Below are 17,231 nucleotides of genomic sequence, written 5' to 3'. Positions count from 1 at the left end.
GTCCGGAAATATCCTCGGGGGGAATTGCCCGAAGGGCAAGGGGGGCAGACAGCCCCCACTTTTTCTTCAGAAATCGAGATCCGTGTAATGTGCCGGCGGCGGAAAACTCGACACCTGATCAGCCAGCAAAGACCGGAAGGCCGGGCGCGATTTGATCTTGGCGTACCAGTCCTTCACCACATCGTGCCGGTTCCAGTCCACATCCGAAATGTAATCGAGCGACGAAAGATGCGCCGCCGCCGCGAAATCCGCGAGCGTCATCGCATCCCCCGCCAGCCAGCGCCGACGGTCCAGCAGCCATGCCATGTAATCGAGGTGATATTTGATCGCCTTCGATCCGGCTTTGACATTGGCAGCCACCGGGTAACCGGTCTTCATCAACTTGCGATTCACCCGTTCATACAAAAGCTTCGACGTCACCTCGTTGTGAAACTTGTCATCGAACCAGGACACCAGACGGCGTACCTCATAACGCCCTTCGATATCCTTCGGCATCAAAGGCGGGTTGGGATAGCGTTCCTCGAGATATTCACAGATCGGCGCGCTTTCCGACAGGTGCATGTCGTCGATCCGCAAGACCGGCACCTTGCCCGCCGGGTTGCGCCGCAGGAAATCGGCATCCTGTTCCCAATAGCGCTCCTCGACCAGTTCCACCTCGAGCTTCTTTTCCGCCAGGCAAAGGCGCACCTTGCGGCAGAACGGAGACAGGGGGACGTGGTATAGGCGGATCATGATCTCTACTCGTAGTTTTCTCTCTAATTGCCGCAAGCCCCGCGGCAGTTCAATCCTCGAAACAGGAGGCGCGCCCGTCTCGCGCAATTGTGGCCGCCCCATCCACGATCTGCGCAGCTCTTTGCCGGACGAAAGGACCGGGATTCCCCGCATCACGCAACTTTGGCGCCGGCAGGATCGCGGCCAGTCGGGCGGCTTGCGTGGCTGTCAATTCTTCGGGCCCGACCCCGAAATAATGCCGGGCGGCGGCTTCGGCCCCGAACACGCCTTTATCGAACTCGGCGATGTTGAGGTAAACTTCCAAAATCCGTTTCTTGCTCCAGCTCAGCTCGACCACAGGCGTTAACAACGCCTCAAGCGCCTTGCGCGGCCAGCTTCGCCCATGCCAGAGAAAAGCGTTCTTGACCGTCTGCTGAGTGATGGTCGACGCCCCCCGATTGCCTCCCTCGGCAATCGCCGATCGAATCGCGCCCAGATCGAACCCCCAGTGCTTGCAAAAATTTGCGTCCTCCGCGGCGACCACGGCGCGGGCGAGATGCGGCGACATCCGCTCGATCGGCGTCCATTGGTAATCGACCATCTGCCCCTGACGCCCGCTTTCCGCCAGCATGTAAAACGTCCCCGGCACCGGGATCACGGAATAGGACAGAATCCAGACGAACACGAGGACGAAAGCCAGCAGAATGCCGCGCAAGACACGGCGGCGCAGCCGTCGAAACATGCCCGCCGACCTCGCGGATGTCGTTTTGGATTTGCGCGTCTTTGCCATGGGGACGAGGAACCATGCGGGGCGCGGGGAGGTCAAGCCTAGCCTGCGCCCACAAAAGAAAAAGCCCCCGAAACGGGGGCTTTTTGCTGGATCGGTGTCGAGTTCACTCGGCCGGGATCGCGCCTTTTTCAAGGGTGAGCGGCACCGGCAGGTGAATGAGCATCTCTTTCGGGCAGATCTGGAGGAAGTTGCCTTTCTCCTCGTCCCAGTGATCGAGAATTTCCTTCGCCTTGAGCGAATGCGTCTCCTTGGCGTGACGTTCGATAAGCTCCTTGAGCTGGGTCTCCCAGTGATCCACTGTGACCGGGCAGGTCACGAGGGTCTCTAGGTTCATCAGGTCGAGCGCCGTGCCCTCCGGGTCGTAGAGATAGGCCATACCGCCCGTCATCCCCGCCCCGAAGTTCGCGCCGATGGAGCCAAGGATCACGGCAATTCCGCCGGTCATGTATTCACACCCGTTGGAGCCACAGCCTTCGATCACCACTTTCGCACCGGAGTTCCGGACCGCGAACCGCTCGCCCGCACGACCGGCGGCAAAGAGGTAGCCGTCCGTCGCCCCGTAAAGCACGGTGTTGCCGATGATCGTGTTCTGATCGGCGATGAGCGGCGAATGCATCGGCGGACGCACCACCACGGTGCCGCCAGAGAGGCCCTTCGCCACATAGTCGTTGGCGTCGCCCGACACTTCGATCTTGAGACCCGGCGCCGCGAAAGCACCCAGCGACTGACCCGCAGAGCCCGTGAGTTTCACGGTCAGGTGGTCCGGCTGGAGGCTGTTGCGCATGCCGAATTTCGACACGATATGCGACGAGGTGCGCGTCCCGATGGTGCGAAGCGTGTTCTGCACCGCATAGGAAAGCTGCATCTTTTCGCCATCGTTGAGGAAGCGTGCGGCATCCGACACGATCTGCGCATCGAGCGTATCCGGCACCGCATTGCGCGGTTTGGAACGGTCGTAGACGATCCGGTCCGAGCCATCGACGGAGAGCAGAAGCGGGTTGAGATCGAGATCGTCGAGATGCGCCGAACCACGCGAGGTCTGAGTCAGAAGATCGGCACGACCGATGACTTCATCCAGCGACCGCGCCCCGAGAGAGGCGAGCAGCTCGCGCACTTCCTGCGCGTAGAAGGTGATCAGGTTCACAACCTTGTCGGCATTGCCCGCGAATTTACCACGCAGGCGCTCGTCCTGTGTACAAACGCCGACCGGGCAGGTGTTCGACTGGCACTGACGCACCATGATACAACCCATCGCGATCAGCGCGGCGGTGCCGATGCCGTATTCCTCGGCCCCCATCATCGCCGCCATGACAATGTCACGACCGGTGCGCAGACCGCCGTCGGTTCTGAGCGTCACACGATCCCGCAGGTTGTTCATCGCAAGCACCTGATGCGCCTCGGTGAGACCCATCTCCCACGGCAGACCCGCGAATTTGATCGAGGTCGCAGGCGAGGCACCCGTACCCCCGTTGTGACCGGAGATCAGGATGATATCCGCTTTCGCTTTGGCCACACCGGCGGCAATCGTTCCGACGCCGGAGGAGGCCACGAGCTTCACCGTCACCTTAGCCTTCGGGTTGATCTGTTTCAGGTCGTAAATGAGCTGCGCCAGATCTTCGATGGAGTAGATGTCATGGTGCGGCGGCGGCGAGATCAGCGTCACGCCTTTGGTCGAGTGCCGCAGCTTGGCGATCAGGTCGGTGACCTTCATCCCCGGAAGCTGACCGCCCTCGCCCGGTTTCGCACCTTGGGCAACCTTGATCTCCAACTCTTCGCAATGGATCAGGTATTCGGCGGTCACACCGAAACGACCCGACGCCACCTGTTTGATCTTCGCGGACGCGTTGTCACCATTGGGTTCCGGCGTGAAATCGTCCGGGGACTCACCGCCCTCACCCGAGTCGGATTTCGCCCCGATCCGGTTCATCGCGATGGACAGCGTGCGGTGCGCCTCGGGCGACAGCGCGCCCAAAGACATCCCCGGCGTCACGAAGCGTTTGCGAATCGACGTGATCGATTCCACCTCTTCGATCGGCACCGGTTTGCCGAGCGCTTTGAAGTCCAACAGATCGCGCAGATGGATCGGCGGCATCGACTGCATTTTCGCCGAATACTGCTTCCACATCTCATAGGACGCACGATCACAGGCCGATTGCAGCATATGCATCGACTGCGCTTCCCATGCATGGGTCTCGCCCGATTTCCGCGCCTTGTAGAAGCCACCGATCGGCAGCGTGTTGCCGCCAAGCCAGCCCTGTTTGTGCACGGCTTCGAGTTTGCGCTGAATGCCGCCCACGCCGATGCCGGAAATCCGCGAGTGCATCCCCGGGAAGAAATCCGCCACCATGGCGCGCGACAGGCCCACGGCCTCGAAGTTCAGACCACCGCGATAGGAGGAAATCACCGAAATCCCCATCTTCGCCATGATCTTCAACAGACCGGCATCCACCGCCGCACGATAGCGCGACACCGCCTCGGTCAGGGTGCAATCCAAGAGCCCGCGCTCGATGCGATCCGCAATCGAATCTTCGGCCAGATAGGCGTTCACGATGGTCGCACCGCAACCGATCAGCACCGCAAAATAATGCGGGTCGATACATTCGGCGGAGCGCACGCCCAGCGAACAGAAGGTCCGCAAACCCTTGCGCGTCAGCCAGCTGTGCACCGCCGACGTCGCGAGGATCATCGGCATCGCGATTTTCTCTTCGCTCTGCTTCTTGTCGCTCAGAATGATGTGACCGCCACCGGAGCGCACAGCCTCTTCGGCCTCCGCACGGATGCGTTCCAGCCCATCACGCAGCGCGTTCGGCCCGCCGTTCACCGGGAAGGTACAGTCGATTTCCGTCATCGGCGCATTGAAATGGCCTTTCAGCGCCTCGAACTGGGCATTGCCGACAAACGGGCTTTCCAGCACGAGAATCTCGGTCTGGGAGCTGTCCTCATCGAGCACGTTCTTGAGGTTGCCGAACCGCGTTTTGAGCGACATCACGCGATATTCGCGCAGGGAGTCGATCGGCGGGTTGGTGACCTGAGAAAAGTTCTGGCGGAAGAAGTGGCTGAGCGGACGGTATTTTTCCGACAGCACCGCCGCCGGCGTATCGTCGCCCATGGAGGCAAGCGCCTCTTTGCCGTCTTCGGCCATCGGCGCCAGCATCTGTTCCAACTCTTCGATGGTGTAGCCAGCCGCGATCTGACGCTTCTTAAGCTCGGCGCCGGTGAAAATCGCCGTCTCTTTCAGACCCGCAAGCTCTTCGTCCAGATCGACGATCTTGCCGACCCAATCGCCAAAGGGCTGGGAATTCGCCAGACGGTTCTTGATGTCCACGTCATGATAGAGCTTGCCCTCGGCCATATCGACGGCCAGCAACTGCCCCGGACCCAGCGCGCCTTTTTCAACGACGGTCGCCTCGTCGGTCGGCACCATGCCCACCTCGGACCCCGCGATGACAAGACCGTCACCGGTGACGACATAGCGCATCGGGCGCAGACCGTTGCGGTCGAGACCGGCACAGACCCAACGACCGTCGGTCATCGCCAGAGCGGCCGGACCGTCCCACGGCTCCATCACGGAGTTCACATAGGAATACATGTCGCGCCACGCCTGCGGCAATTCCTCGGCGTTTTTCGACCAGGCTTCGGGCACCAGCATGGTTTTCGCCATCGGCGCAGAGCGCCCGGCGCGCACCAGAACTTCGAACACCGAATCGAGTGCCGCGGAGTCGGAGGCGCCCTGCGGGATGATCGGTTTGATGTCCTCGGCCATCTCGCCAAAGGTCGACGAGGCCATGCGGATCTCGTGCGATTTCATCCAGTTGGTGTTGCCCTTGATCGTGTTGATCTCACCGTTATGCGCCAGCATACGGAACGGCTGCGCCAGCCACCATTGCGGGAAGGTGTTGGTGGAATAGCGCTGGTGATAGATCGCGAAAGCGGATTCGAAACGCTCGTCTTTCAGGTCCGGATAGAATTCCGCAACCTGTTCGGCCAGCATCATGCCCTTGTAGATGATCGACCGGCAGGACAGCGAGCACAGATAGAGATCGCGAATGCCTGCGGCCTGCGCCGCTTTCTCGATGCGGCGACGGATCACGTAAAGCTCACGCTCAAAGGTCTCTTCGTCGACACCTTTGGAGTTGGAGATCAGGATCTGTTCGATCTCCGGGCGCGTCGCGTTGGCCTTGTCGCCCAGAACGGTGGTGTTCACCGGAACGTGGCGCCAGCCGTAGATGTAATAGCCCATCCGAAGCACTTCGGTCTCGACGATCGTGCGGCAGGTTTCCTGAGCGCCGAAATCCGTGCGCGGCAGGAACACCTGACCCACGGCCAGAAGCTCGCCGTGACGCGCCTCATGGCCGGTGCGGCGGATCTGGTCGCCAAAGAAGTGGTGCGGGATCTGAACGTGAATGCCCGCGCCGTCGCCGGTCTTGCCGTCGGCGTCCACGGCACCGCGGTGCCAGATCGCTTTCAGAGCGGAGATGCCGTTTTCCACGACCTTGCGGGATTTCGATCCGTCGATGGAGACCACAAGGCCCACACCGCAGGAGGAGTGCTCGTCGTCTTCGCGAAACAGCGAGTGTTCCGCCATCCACTGGCGTTTCGCCTCTTCGCGGGCGGCCCAGCTTTCATCATATTTCGTCATCGTATGAACCCTTCATCTGGTGGGTCAGGACTATTGTCCTTTTAGAACTCTTGCCTTCCAGAGCGGCGGCCTTGGTGCCCGACAAAAGTCCGACACAAATCCGACGGAACGCCGACCGCTCCGATCGATCTCATTCGGCGGCGACGGCCGCGCTCTGATCGAGATACTCGACCATCGCATCGGCGGCTTCGCGCCCGTCCCGGATCGCCCAGACCACAAGCGACGCGCCGCGCTGGATGTCGCCACAGGCATAGACACCCTCGAGGTTCGTTGCATGGGTCTTGAAGTCGGCCATGACGGTGCCCCAACGGGTGGTCTCAAGCTCTTCGACACCCCAGAGGTTCGGCAGATCTTCCGGCTCGAAGCCAAGCGCCTTGATCACCAGATCGGCCTCTTCGATATAGTCGGCGCCCTCGATCACTTCGGGGGACTGACGCCCTGAGGCATCCGGCGCGCCGAGGCGCATCTTCTGCACCATCACACCGGTGACCGGATCGCCCGCAAAGCCTTTCGGTGCGGAAAGCCAGACGAATTCAACGCCTTCTTCCTCGGCGTTCTGGGTCTCGCGTTGCGAACCTGGCATGTTGGCGCGGTCACGACGATAGAGACATTTGACCGAGGTCGCACCCTGACGGATCGCGGTGCGGACACAGTCCATCGCGGTATCGCCGCCACCGATCACGACGACCTTCTTGCCCTCGGCATTCAGCTCGCCGCTGGTGTATTCCTCGACCTCATCGCCAAAAGAGAGTTTGTTCGACACGGTGAGGTAATCGATGGCCTTGACGATCCCCTCGGCACCGGAGCCCGGCCCCTTGAGATCGCGGGATTTATAGACGCCGGTGGCGATCAGGACCGCATCGTGTTTGCCCCGGATCGCGTCGAAGGAAATGTCTTCGCCGACATTGCAGTTGAGCACGAATTCCACCCCGGAATCGGCCAGTTGCTGCACCCGGCGCAGCACGATGTCTTTCTCGAGCTTGAAGCCCGGAATGCCGTACATCATCAGCCCGCCAGCGCGGTCGGAACGCTCGTAGACGGTCACTTTGAGACCCGCACGGCGCAGACGATCCGCCGCGGCCAGACCACCCGGACCGGAGCCGATGATGCCAACGCTTTCCTCGCGCTCGGCGACGGGTTTGATCAGCTCGACCCAGCCTTCTTCCCACGCGGTATCCGTGACGAATTTCTCGACGGAGCCGATGGTCACGGTACCATGACCGGACTGTTCGATCACGCAATTGCCTTCGCAGAGACGGTCCTGCGGACAAATCCGACCGCAGATTTCCGGGAAGCTGTTGGTGGCCTGAGAGATCTCATAGGCCTCTTTCAGACGCCCCGTCGCGGTGAGACGCAACCAGTCGGGAATATTGTTGTGCAGCGGGCAATGGGCCTGGCAATAGGGCACGCCACATTGAGAACAGCGCGAGGCCTGCTCTTCCGCCTTTGCAAGCGCGAACTCGCCGTAGATTTCCAGAAAATCGTCCTTACGATCTTCCGCACTCCGCTTGGTCGGCATATCCCTGCCCACGGTCACGAATTTGAGCATCGGCTCTTTCGCCATGACACCACATCTCCGAAGGTTGGTAATTAGGTTGAGCGCTTCATTATAAGGTCTCGAAGAAAAAGAAAAGTCAGAAGTGCTGTCTTATTTTTCATTTCCCGGACAGCCCATCGTATGATTTCAAACCAATATGTCAAAAATTATGTCAGCATTATTGATATAAAATTAGCCTTCTTATTGATTTCAAATGAGTTTACCCTAGACGCAACCAAGGCCACATCGGAGACCCCATGAGCCTCTTTTATCTTCTCATCGTCGCAATTGTTCAGGGCATCACGGAGTTTCTTCCCGTTTCCTCCTCTGGTCACCTGATTCTCCTACCGTTTTTCCTCGGCACACACGATCAGGGACAGGCCATTGACGTCGCCGTCCATGTCGGCACTTTGGGTGCCGTGATCCTATATTTCTGGCGGGACGTGAAGGTCGGCCTCGCCGGACTGCCCAGATTGATGACCGGGCGCACCGATACGCCGGGATCGAAACTCGCCTTCCTTCTCATCGTTGCCACCATTCCGGTGATCCTGATCGGCCTCATCCTGAAAGTCACCGGTCTTGCCGACGCCATGCGCTCTCCGGCGGTGATCGGCTGGACCATGCTGATCTTCGGCCTCGTGCTCTATTGGTTCGACCAGAAAGGTGCGGAAATGAAGGGGGAGGCGGATTGGAACCTCAAGGACGCGATCAAACTCGGGCTCTGGCAGGCGGTGGCGCTGATCCCCGGCACTTCGCGGTCCGGCATCACCATCACCGGTGCCCGCGCCATGGGATACACCCGCGCGGATGCCGCAAAAATCTCCATGCTGATGTCGATCCCGACGATCATGGCCTCTGGGATTTTGCTCGGCGCCGAAGTGGTCGGTGACGCGGATTGGGCGATGCTGAAAGACGCGGCCATCGGGGCGGTGTTCGCCTTCGGCGCGGCGCTTCTGGCGCTGACCCTGATGATGCGACTTCTGAAATCGGTGAGCTTCACACCCTATGTGATCTACCGCGTGATCTTGGGCGTAATCCTGCTCGGGATATCCTATACCTAAAAGAAAACGCGCCCCAAAAGGGCGCGTTTGTCATTAAAGGGATGGGTGCGATCAGATTTCGCGCAGGTTCTTCGCACTTTCGCGAATGGCGTCATACTGGCCACCGTCGCGGTACACCCACATGTAATCCGGCAGAACCGCCTGCATTGCGGTCGGCTTGATCCCCAGATCGGCAAATGTTTTCGCCCCCTCGGACACGACATTGTCGACCTTCAGATTGGCAATCTGATCACCCGTCAGTATCCCGTTGTGGAACAGGCCCAGCGACAGCTTCTGCAACACAGTAAAACCGAAGGCCATCACACTGCCGACCCAGAAGGGCAGACCGACCACCAGACGTTTGCGATGAACGATCTTGAGCATTTCCGCCATCAACTCGCGGAAGCTGCGGACATCGGGCCCACCCAACTCATAGATCCCCGGCTCCGCCTGCCCCAGAACGGCCTTGACGGCGGCCTGCGCCACATCATCGACATAGACCGGCTGGAATTTCGTATTGGCGCCCACAAGCGTGAGAACCGGATTCTTTTCCGCCATCTTGCCGAAACGGTTGAAGAATTGGTCCTCCGTCCCGAAAATCACCGACGGGCGCAGAATCACGGCCGATGGGAAGGCCGCAAGCACCTTGGCCTCGCCTTCCGCCTTGCTCCGCGCATATTTGGACGCCGCCTTGGCATTCGCCCCAAGCGCCGAAATATGCACGCACTGCCCAATGCCCTCTTCTGCCGCGATGCGGGCAATACGCCCGGCGCCTTCGGCCTGAACGGCCTCGAAGGAATTCTTGCCGCGCTCGGTCAAAACCCCCACACAGTTCACGACCGCATCCGCGCCAAGCATGGCCGCACGCACGGAGGCGTCGTCACGAATGTTGCAGAACACCGGCTCGACCTGACCGACCGCGCCATAGGGTTTGACGTGCAGCGATTCGTTGGGGCGACGCACTGCGACGCGGACACGCCAGCCCTCCTTTGCCATGCGACGGGCGATGTACCGCCCGACAAAGCCAGCGCCGCCATAGATGGTGACCAGTTTCGTCATCTGCATCTCCAATGCCAAATTGTCGCGTCCGGTTTAGCTTTTCAGGGAGAAATGAACAAGGGATCTTCGCTCTCGCAAAAAACATTGAAAATGGCCGTTGACACGCCCCGCATCTCGCTTTAGATCACCGCCTCACGACGCATCTGTGCCCAGATGGCGGAATTGGTAGACGCGCCAGCTTCAGGTGCTGGTGTCTGTATGGACGTGGAGGTTCGAGTCCTCTTCTGGGCACCAAAATCCCCCTTTAAAACATCGCAAAATGTCATTCAGGCGGGATTGCGTCGTGCCTCCCGCACCATGAATGAAAACGGCGTCCGGTCTTGTAGCGAAATGCATCCGTGTCGGCTTCGCCTCCAACATCTGCCCGCGCGCTACGAAACCTGCATGCCATATGCGTCAGTCCCGAATGAGACTCGCAAGGTATTTGCCATATTCCGTTTTCTTGAACGTTTCTGCGTGCTCACGCATTTTATCGGTATCGATCCAGCCCCTTTGATATGCAATTTCTTCGGGACAACCCGATTGCATGCCCTGCCTCATCGAGAGCGTGCGCACGAAGTTGCCAGCATCCAGAAGCGAGCCATGCGTGCCGGTGTCGAGCCAAGCGTAGCCACGCCCCATCCGCTCCACCGACAGCGTGCCATCGGCAAGATAGCTTTCAAGCAGTGTCACGATTTCCAACTCGCCACGCGGCGAAGGCCGGACTTCTTTTGCCCTGCGCGGCGCATCGCCATCGAGGAAATAAAGCCCGGTGACCGCGTAATTCGACGGCGGCACTTCGGGCTTCTCGATGATCTCTTCGACCGTACCCTCGCGATCGAATTTCACGACACCGTAACGTTCGGGGTCGGCCACATGATAGCCGAACACCGTCCCGCCCACCTCTTTGGCATCGGCCTCAGCAAGCATTTCCGGCAAGCCATGACCAAAGAAAATATTGTCGCCCAGAACCATCGCAGAGGGCGCCCCATCGAGAAAATCTTCGGCCAGAATATAGGCCTGCGCCAGACCGTCGGGCGAGGGCTGGGTGATGTAGGTCAGGCTCAGGCCCCATTGCGATCCGTCGCCCAGAAGGCGTTTGAACTGATCCTGATCCTGAGGCGTGGTGATCATCGCGATCTCGCGAATACCCGAAAGCATCAACACCGAGAGCGGATAATAGATCATCGGCTTGTCGTAGATCGGCATGAGCTGTTTCGAGACAGCCATGGTCAGCGGATAAAGCCGCGTGCCGGAGCCGCCTGCGAGGATGATGCCTTTGCGGTCGGTCATGATGCCGTCTCCAACTCTTTAAGAACCTCGGCCAATCCGGCCTTCCAGTCCGGGCGTTCGATCCCGAATGTGGTTTCCGTCGTGCTGCAATCCATGCGGCTGTTGCCCGGGCGTTTCGCGGGCGTCGGATAGGCCGAAGTCGGGATGTCTTCGACCGCCATCACCTTGCCTGCCTGCGCGAAAATCTCGCGGGCGAAATCCGCCCAGCTTACATCCGGCGCGCCGGAGAAATGATAGGTTCCGGCTGTGTTCGGATCTGCTTTGAGCCGTTCCGCGATGGCCACACAGGCCTTCGCGATGTCGCGCGCGGGCGTTGGGCCACCGATCTGATCGGCCACGACCGTGAGCTTGTCGCGAGTCTCGGAAAGCCGCAGCATGGTTTTGACGAAATTGCCACCATGGGCCGAGAACACCCAGGAGGTGCGCAGGATCGCGAAGGCACCACCGGCCTCTCGGACGCCATTCTCACCCTCAAGCTTGGTCTCACCATAAACGCCCAGCGGACCCGTGGGGTGATCTGGGGTGAAAGGCATATCGCCAGCCCCGTCGAACACGTAATCGGTCGAGATATGCACGAAAGGAATGCCCAGATCGGCGCAGGTTTCGGCCATCTCGGTGGGTGCCGCGGCATTGATGAGCGTAGCCTCAAGCGGCTCGCTTTCCGCTTTGTCCACTGCGGTATAGGCAGCCGCGTTGATCACAGCCTCGGGCTTGAGATCGCGGATGATCCGGCCACATACCATCGGATCGGTCAAATCCGCCTCATCGCGCCCAAGGAATGTGGCCTCGGGCAGAAGCGTTTGCAGCTCCATCGCCACCTGACCCGTTTTGCCGAAAACGAGGATCATGCCTTAACCCCCAACCGTTCCCCAACCCCATGCCGGTCCTGAAGCGCGCGCCACCAGTCCTCGTTGTCGAGATACCACGCCACCGTCTGCGCCAGCCCTTCTTCGACTGTCACCGAAGGCCGCCAGCCAAGCTCTTCGCGGATGCGCGACGGGTCGATCGCGTAGCGCGCATCATGACCCGGACGATCTGTCACAAAGGTGATCTGATCGGCGTAATTTCCGCTGGATTTAGGCCGCTTTTCATCGAGAATGGCACAGAGCGTTTGCACCAGCTCAAGGTTCGTCCGCTCGTTCTCGCCGCCGATATTGTAGCTCCGCCCGATCTCGCCCTTTTCAACCACCAGCAAAAGCGCATCGGCATGATCCTCGACATAGAGCCAGTCGCGAATGTTGGACCCGTCGCCGTAAATCGGCAGAGGCTTGCCCGCCAGAGCATTGAGGATGATCACCGGGATCAGTTTTTCAGGGAAGTGGAAGGGGCCGTAATTGTTCGAACAGTTCGTCAGAACCACCGGCAGCCCATAGGTTTCGTGCCATGCACGCACCAGATGGTCCGAGCTGGCTTTCGAGGCCGAATAGGGCGAACGCGGATCGTAGGGCGTGTCTTCGGTAAACTTGATCGCCGGATCGTTGGGCAGCGAGCCGAACACCTCGTCGGTGGAAATGTGGTGAAAGCGGAAGCTCTCCGGCTTGCCCGTCTCGACCCAGTATTTGCGCGCCGCCTCCAGCATGTTGAACGTGCCGGTGATATTCGTCTCGATGAAATCCCCCGGCCCATCGATGGAGCGATCCACATGGCTTTCGGCGGCCAGATGCATCACCGCATCGGGTTTATGTTTGGTAAAAACAGTGTCTAATCCGGCCCGATCGCGAATGTCCACCTGCTCGAACGCATAGAGCGGGCTATCCGAGACAAAGGCCACATTGTCGAGACAGGCCGCATAGGTCAGCGCATCGACATTCACCACCTCATGCCCGCGCGACACCGCAAGCCGCACCACGGCAGAGCCAATGAACCCTGCCCCGCCCGTCACCAAAATCTTCATGTGTTGTCCTTCGTGAAAGGCGTCTCGAAGGCCGCAAAATCCTGCGCCTTCTCATCCTTTTCCGAGATCACCGGCGTGATCCCCTCAAGCGGCCAGTCGATGCCGCAGCTGTCCCATTTCACCGCCCCGTCGCACTCCGGCGCATAGTGATCGGTGCATTTGTAGACGATCTCGCTATCCGGCTCGAGCGTCATGAAGCCATGCAAGAAGCCCGCCGGAATCCAAAGCTGTTTGCCATTCTCGAACGACAGTTCCTCCCCCACCCATTGACCATAGGTCTCGGAGCCCTTGCGCGCATCCACGGCCACATCGAAAATCCGCCCGCGGCCACAACGGACAAGCTTGCCCTGCGCATGCGGCGGGCTTTGGAAATGCAGGCCCCGCACCGTGCCAACTTCGCGCGAGAGCGAATGATTGTCCTGCACGAATTCGGGTAGGTCGAGCCCGGCTTCCGTCAGTTTTTTCTTGTTCCAGCTTTCCGAAAAGAACCCGCGATGGTCACCAAAACGCGGCGGCGTGATGAGGTAAACGCCCGAAAGGGAAGTTGGAGAAATCATGACGACCTGTCTTTTCCTGTAGAAACATACTCAGGTCGAAAGTGCATAATTTCTGCGCCAGCCGCAATCTTTCCCGCTCTACAAAACGAGACTATCGCCAATTTGCAGCACTGAAGCCAAATGCATGGCAAAATCGCGCGGGAAGGGGACCCTCCCGCGCAGGTCTTTCAAAAGTCCCAGTCTTCATCCTCGGTCGCAACCGCTTTGCCGATCACGTAGGAAGATCCCGAGCCCGAGAAGAAATCGTGGTTCTCGCTGTCGGGGCTCAGTGCCGCGAGAATCGCCGGGTTCACTTCGGACACTTCGCTTGGGAACAGTGCCTCGAAGCCGAGGTTTTGCAGCGCTTTGTTGGCATTGTAATGCAAAAACGCCTTCACATCCTCGCTCAGACCGATGCCATCATAAAGCTCCTCGGTATATTGCGCCTCGATGTCGTAGAGATCGAAAAGCATGGCAAAAGCATAGTCCTTGAGCGCCTGACGTTCGGCCTCGGGCAACCGCTCCATCCCGCGTTGGAACTTGTAGCCGATATAATAGCCATGCACCGCCTCGTCGCGGATGATCAGCCGGATGAGATCGGCGGTGTTGGTCAGTTTCGCGCGCGACGACCAGTACATCGGCAGGTAGAACCCCGAATAGAACAGGAAGCTTTCGAGAAACACCGAGGCAATCTTGCGTTTCAACGGATCGTTGCCCGGCGCATAGGTTTCAAGGATCACGCGCGCCTTGGCCTGAAGATGCGGATTTTCCTCCGACCAGCGGAAGGCCTCATCCACCTCTTTCATCGAACAGAGTGTCGAGAAGATTGAGGAATAGGACCGCGCATGCACCGCCTCCATAAAGGCGATGTTGGTCAGCACAGCCTCCTCATGCGGCGTCACCGCATCGGGCATCAGAGAGGGCGCGCCAACGGTGTTCTGGATCGTGTCCAAAAGGGTCAGCCCGGTAAACACGCGAATGGTGAGGCGCTGTTCCTCCTCGGTCAGGGTCGACCAACTCGGAATATCGTTCGAGAGCGGCACCTTTTCCGGCAACCAAAAGTTCACCGTCAGACGGTTCCAGACCTCGAGATCCTTGTCGTCCTGAACCCGGTTCCAGTTGATCGCACGCGGAATGCGAATATCGGTCATATCTTTCATGAGAGGTCTCCTCAGAGCGTGCAGGACACGCAGCCCTGCACCTCGGTCCCTTCAAGGGCGGCCTGGCGCAGGCGGATGTAGTAGATGGTCTTGATGCCTTTTTTCCACGCGTAGATCTGCGCTTTGTTGATGTCGCGCGTGGTGGCCTCGGCGGGGAAAAACAGCGTCAGGGACAGACCCTGATCGACATGCTCGGTGGCTGCGGCATAAGTGTCAATCAGCGGCTCCGGGCCGATCTCATAGGCATCGCGGTAGTATTCGAGGTTCTCGTTGTTCATGAAGGCCGCCGGATAATAGACGCGGCCGATTTTGCCCTCTTTGCGGATCTCGATTTTCGACACGATCGGGTGGATCGAAGAGGTCGAGTTGTTGATATAGCTGATCGACCCGGTCGGCGGAACGGCTTGCAGGTTGCGGTTGTACAACCCGTCTTTCATCACGGTCTCTTTGAGTTTGATCCAATCCTCGCGGGTCGGCAGCTCCATCCCGTCGAACAGCGCCTTCACCACATCGCTTTCCGGCAGCCAGTCGCGGTCGGTGTATTTGTCGAAGAAGGAGCCATTGGCGTAATCGGACTCCTCGAAACCTTTGAAGCTCTCACCGTGATCGCGCGCCAAGGCGTTGCTTTCCCGGATCGCGTGATAGGCGACGGCGGCGAAATAGACCGAGGTGAACTCGACGCCTTCCGGAGACCCATAATGAATATGCTCGCGCGCCAGAAACCCGTGCAGGTTCATCTGGCCAAGGCCGATCGCGTGGCTTTCGTCATTGCCGCGACGGATCGAGGGCACGCTATCAATCGCCGACATTTCCGACACGGCGGTCAACGCCCGAACAGCCGTCCCGACCGTCTGGCCAAGATCCTTGCCATCCATCGTTTTCGCGATGTTGAGCGAGCCGAGGTTACAGGAAATATCGGTGCCGAGATGACTGTAGGACAGATCCTCGTTGAACTCGGAGGCTTCGTTGACCTGCAAGATCTCGGAACACAGGTTCGACATGTTGATCCGGCCCGCAATCGGGTTCATCCGGTTCACCGTGTCTTCGAACATGATGTAGGGATAGCCGCTCTCGAACTGAATCTCCGCCAAAGTCTGGAAGAACGCACGCGCATTGATCTTTTTCTTGCGGATGCGTTTATCGTCCACCATCTCCTCATATTTCTCGGTGACCGAGATTTCGGAGAAGGGCACGCCGTAGACCTTTTCAACATCATGCGGCGAAAACAGGTACATCTCGTCATTGCGCTTGGCGAGTTCAAAAGTGATGTCGGGGATCACCACGCCCAGAGACAGGGTCTTGATGCGGATTTTCTCGTCTGCGTTTTCGCGTTTGGTGTCGAGAAAGCGCAGGATGTCGGGGTGGTGGGCGTTCAGGTAAACCGCCCCCGCGCCCTGACGTGCACCAAGCTGGTTGGCGTAGGAGAAGCTGTCTTCCAGCAGTTTCATCACCGGGATCACACCCGAAGACTGGTTCTCGATGCCTTTGATCGGCGCGCCATGTTCACGGATGTTGGTCAGAAGCAAAGCCACACCACCACCGCGTTTCGACAATTGCAGCGCGGAGTTGATGCCACGCCCGATGCTTTCCATGTTGTCTTCAAGACGCAGCAGGAAACAGGAAATCAACTCGCCACGGGACTTTTTCCCGGCGTTCAGAAAGGTCGGCGTTGCGGGCTGGAACCGGCCCGACAGCATCTCTTCCATGAAAGACATCGCCAGCGCCTCGTCGCCCCGCGCCAGGGCCAGCGCGCACATCACAACGCGATCTTCGTAACGCTCAAGATAGCGCTGCCCGTCGCGGGTTTTGAGCGTATAGGAGGTGTAATATTTGAACGCACCGAGGAAGGTCGGGAAGCGGAACTTCTTGGCATAGGCCTCGTCCCAAATCTTGCGCATGAAGTTCTTGGAATACTGATCCAGAACCTCCGCCTCGTAATAACCTTCTTCCACGAGATAGCCGAGCTTCTCGTCGAGCGAGTGAAAGAACACAGTGTTCTGGTTCACATGTTGCAAGAAATACTGACGTGCCGCCATACGGTCGGCCTCGAAGCGGATGTGCCCTTTCTCATCATAGAGATTAAGCATGGCATTGAGTGCGTGGTAATCGGTGGTTCCGTTCAGGCCATCGTCGAGCATGGCGCATCCCCCATATGTGCGAGCCCCAGTTTCCGGCCCATTTTTTCCAACCCGGCGCGAACTCGGGCGATATCATTGTCGAACCCCGCCAGCTCAAATTTGTAGAGCAACGGGACATTGCATTTGCGGGCAATAACATCGCCCGACATGGCATAAAGACTGCCGAAATTTCGATTTCCCGTCCCTATCACACCCTTGAGAAAGGCGCGTTTGTCGGCATCATTCAAAAGGCGAATGACCTGTTTCGGGATTGCGCCGCGCCCCTCGCCATCCGCATATGTCGGACAGATCAGAACGAAAGGGCGGTCAATGGTCGGCCCAGAATCCTTTGGAGAAATCGGGATGCGTTTTGCCGGAAGACCCAGCCTTTCGACAAAGCGCATCGTATTCCCCGAGGTCGAGGAGTAATAGACGATATCCGGGATGCAGATTGGCAGCGGCTCCCCGGGCATCGG

The 17,231-nt window shown here is 59.1% G+C and carries 13 protein-coding genes and 1 tRNA gene; 2 read left to right on the top strand and 12 right to left on the bottom strand.

What is annotated here, in order from left to right:
* Nucleotides 1-66: 66 nt before the first annotated feature.
* The 4 genes from fzlA to V1475_RS04675 form a co-directional block, all read right to left on the bottom strand.
* A complete protein-coding gene (gene fzlA, locus V1475_RS04690) occupies nt 67-732 on the bottom strand; it encodes an FtsZ-binding protein FzlA (RefSeq protein ID WP_434289676.1) in 666 nt (221 codons plus the stop codon).
* Nucleotides 733-781: 49 nt separating this feature from the next.
* Nucleotides 782-1,501: a monofunctional biosynthetic peptidoglycan transglycosylase gene (gene mtgA / locus V1475_RS04685; RefSeq protein WP_434289677.1), complete on the bottom strand. Its 720-nt coding sequence runs from the start codon at nt 1,499-1,501 to the stop codon at nt 782-784.
* 103 nt (nt 1,502-1,604) lie between these two features.
* Nucleotides 1,605-6,140 (bottom strand): glutamate synthase large subunit, encoded by a 4,536-nt coding sequence (gene gltB, locus V1475_RS04680; RefSeq protein ID WP_434289678.1) that lies wholly within the window; start codon nt 6,138-6,140, stop codon nt 1,605-1,607.
* Nucleotides 6,141-6,270: 130 nt separating this feature from the next.
* On the bottom strand, nt 6,271-7,704 hold the full coding sequence (locus V1475_RS04675; protein ID WP_434289679.1) for an NAD(P)-dependent oxidoreductase: 1,434 nt from the start codon (nt 7,702-7,704) through the stop codon (nt 6,271-6,273).
* A gap of 230 nt (nt 7,705-7,934) precedes the next feature.
* Between V1475_RS04675 and V1475_RS04670 the strand changes: the two genes are divergently transcribed.
* Complete coding sequence (locus V1475_RS04670; RefSeq protein ID WP_479411823.1) at nt 7,935-8,738, top strand: undecaprenyl-diphosphate phosphatase; 804 nt, start codon at nt 7,935-7,937, stop codon at nt 8,736-8,738.
* 51 nt (nt 8,739-8,789) lie between these two features.
* On the opposite strand, the gene V1475_RS04665 is transcribed toward V1475_RS04670, so the two are convergent.
* A complete protein-coding gene (locus V1475_RS04665) occupies nt 8,790-9,776 on the bottom strand; it encodes a complex I NDUFA9 subunit family protein (RefSeq protein ID WP_479411822.1) in 987 nt (328 codons plus the stop codon).
* A gap of 147 nt (nt 9,777-9,923) precedes the next feature.
* Between V1475_RS04665 and V1475_RS04660 the strand changes: the two genes are divergently transcribed.
* A tRNA-Leu gene (locus tag V1475_RS04660) sits at nt 9,924-10,010 on the top strand.
* A gap of 162 nt (nt 10,011-10,172) precedes the next feature.
* Here V1475_RS04660 and rfbA read toward each other — a convergent pair.
* The 7 genes from rfbA to nrdI all read right to left on the bottom strand — a co-directional run bounded on the left by rfbA (nt 10,173) and on the right by nrdI (nt 17,228).
* Complete coding sequence (gene rfbA, locus V1475_RS04655) at nt 10,173-11,048, bottom strand: glucose-1-phosphate thymidylyltransferase RfbA (RefSeq protein ID WP_479411821.1); 876 nt, start codon at nt 11,046-11,048, stop codon at nt 10,173-10,175.
* Entirely contained in the window at nt 11,045-11,896 is an 852-nt protein-coding gene (gene rfbD, locus V1475_RS04650; protein ID WP_479411820.1) for a dTDP-4-dehydrorhamnose reductase, read from the bottom strand. The genes rfbA and rfbD overlap by 4 nt, the downstream gene beginning before the upstream one ends.
* Nucleotides 11,893-12,942, bottom strand: coding sequence for a dTDP-glucose 4,6-dehydratase (rfbB, locus tag V1475_RS04645; protein WP_479411819.1), 1,050 nt, complete (start codon nt 12,940-12,942; stop codon nt 11,893-11,895). The genes rfbD and rfbB overlap by 4 nt, the downstream gene beginning before the upstream one ends.
* Nucleotides 12,939-13,499 (bottom strand): dTDP-4-dehydrorhamnose 3,5-epimerase, encoded by a 561-nt coding sequence (gene rfbC, locus V1475_RS04640; protein WP_479411818.1) that lies wholly within the window; start codon nt 13,497-13,499, stop codon nt 12,939-12,941. The genes rfbB and rfbC overlap by 4 nt, the downstream gene beginning before the upstream one ends.
* Before the next feature lie 167 nt (nt 13,500-13,666).
* Entirely contained in the window at nt 13,667-14,638 is a 972-nt protein-coding gene (gene nrdF, locus V1475_RS04635; RefSeq protein ID WP_434289686.1) for a class 1b ribonucleoside-diphosphate reductase subunit beta, read from the bottom strand.
* An 11-nt stretch (nt 14,639-14,649) separates the two neighbouring features.
* Nucleotides 14,650-16,776 carry a class 1b ribonucleoside-diphosphate reductase subunit alpha gene (gene nrdE / locus V1475_RS04630; RefSeq protein WP_479411817.1) on the bottom strand — a complete coding sequence of 709 codons (2,127 nt, stop codon included), beginning with the start codon at nt 16,774-16,776 and terminating at the stop codon, nt 14,650-14,652.
* On the bottom strand, nt 16,758-17,228 hold the full coding sequence (gene nrdI, locus V1475_RS04625; RefSeq protein ID WP_434289688.1) for a class Ib ribonucleoside-diphosphate reductase assembly flavoprotein NrdI: 471 nt from the start codon (nt 17,226-17,228) through the stop codon (nt 16,758-16,760). The genes nrdE and nrdI overlap by 19 nt, the downstream gene beginning before the upstream one ends.
* Between the last annotated feature and the right edge of the window lie 3 nt (nt 17,229-17,231).

The sequence above is a fragment of the Celeribacter sp. SCSIO 80838 genome, from assembly GCF_056498065.1.
This window is presented reverse-complemented; position numbering and strand designations above follow the sequence as displayed.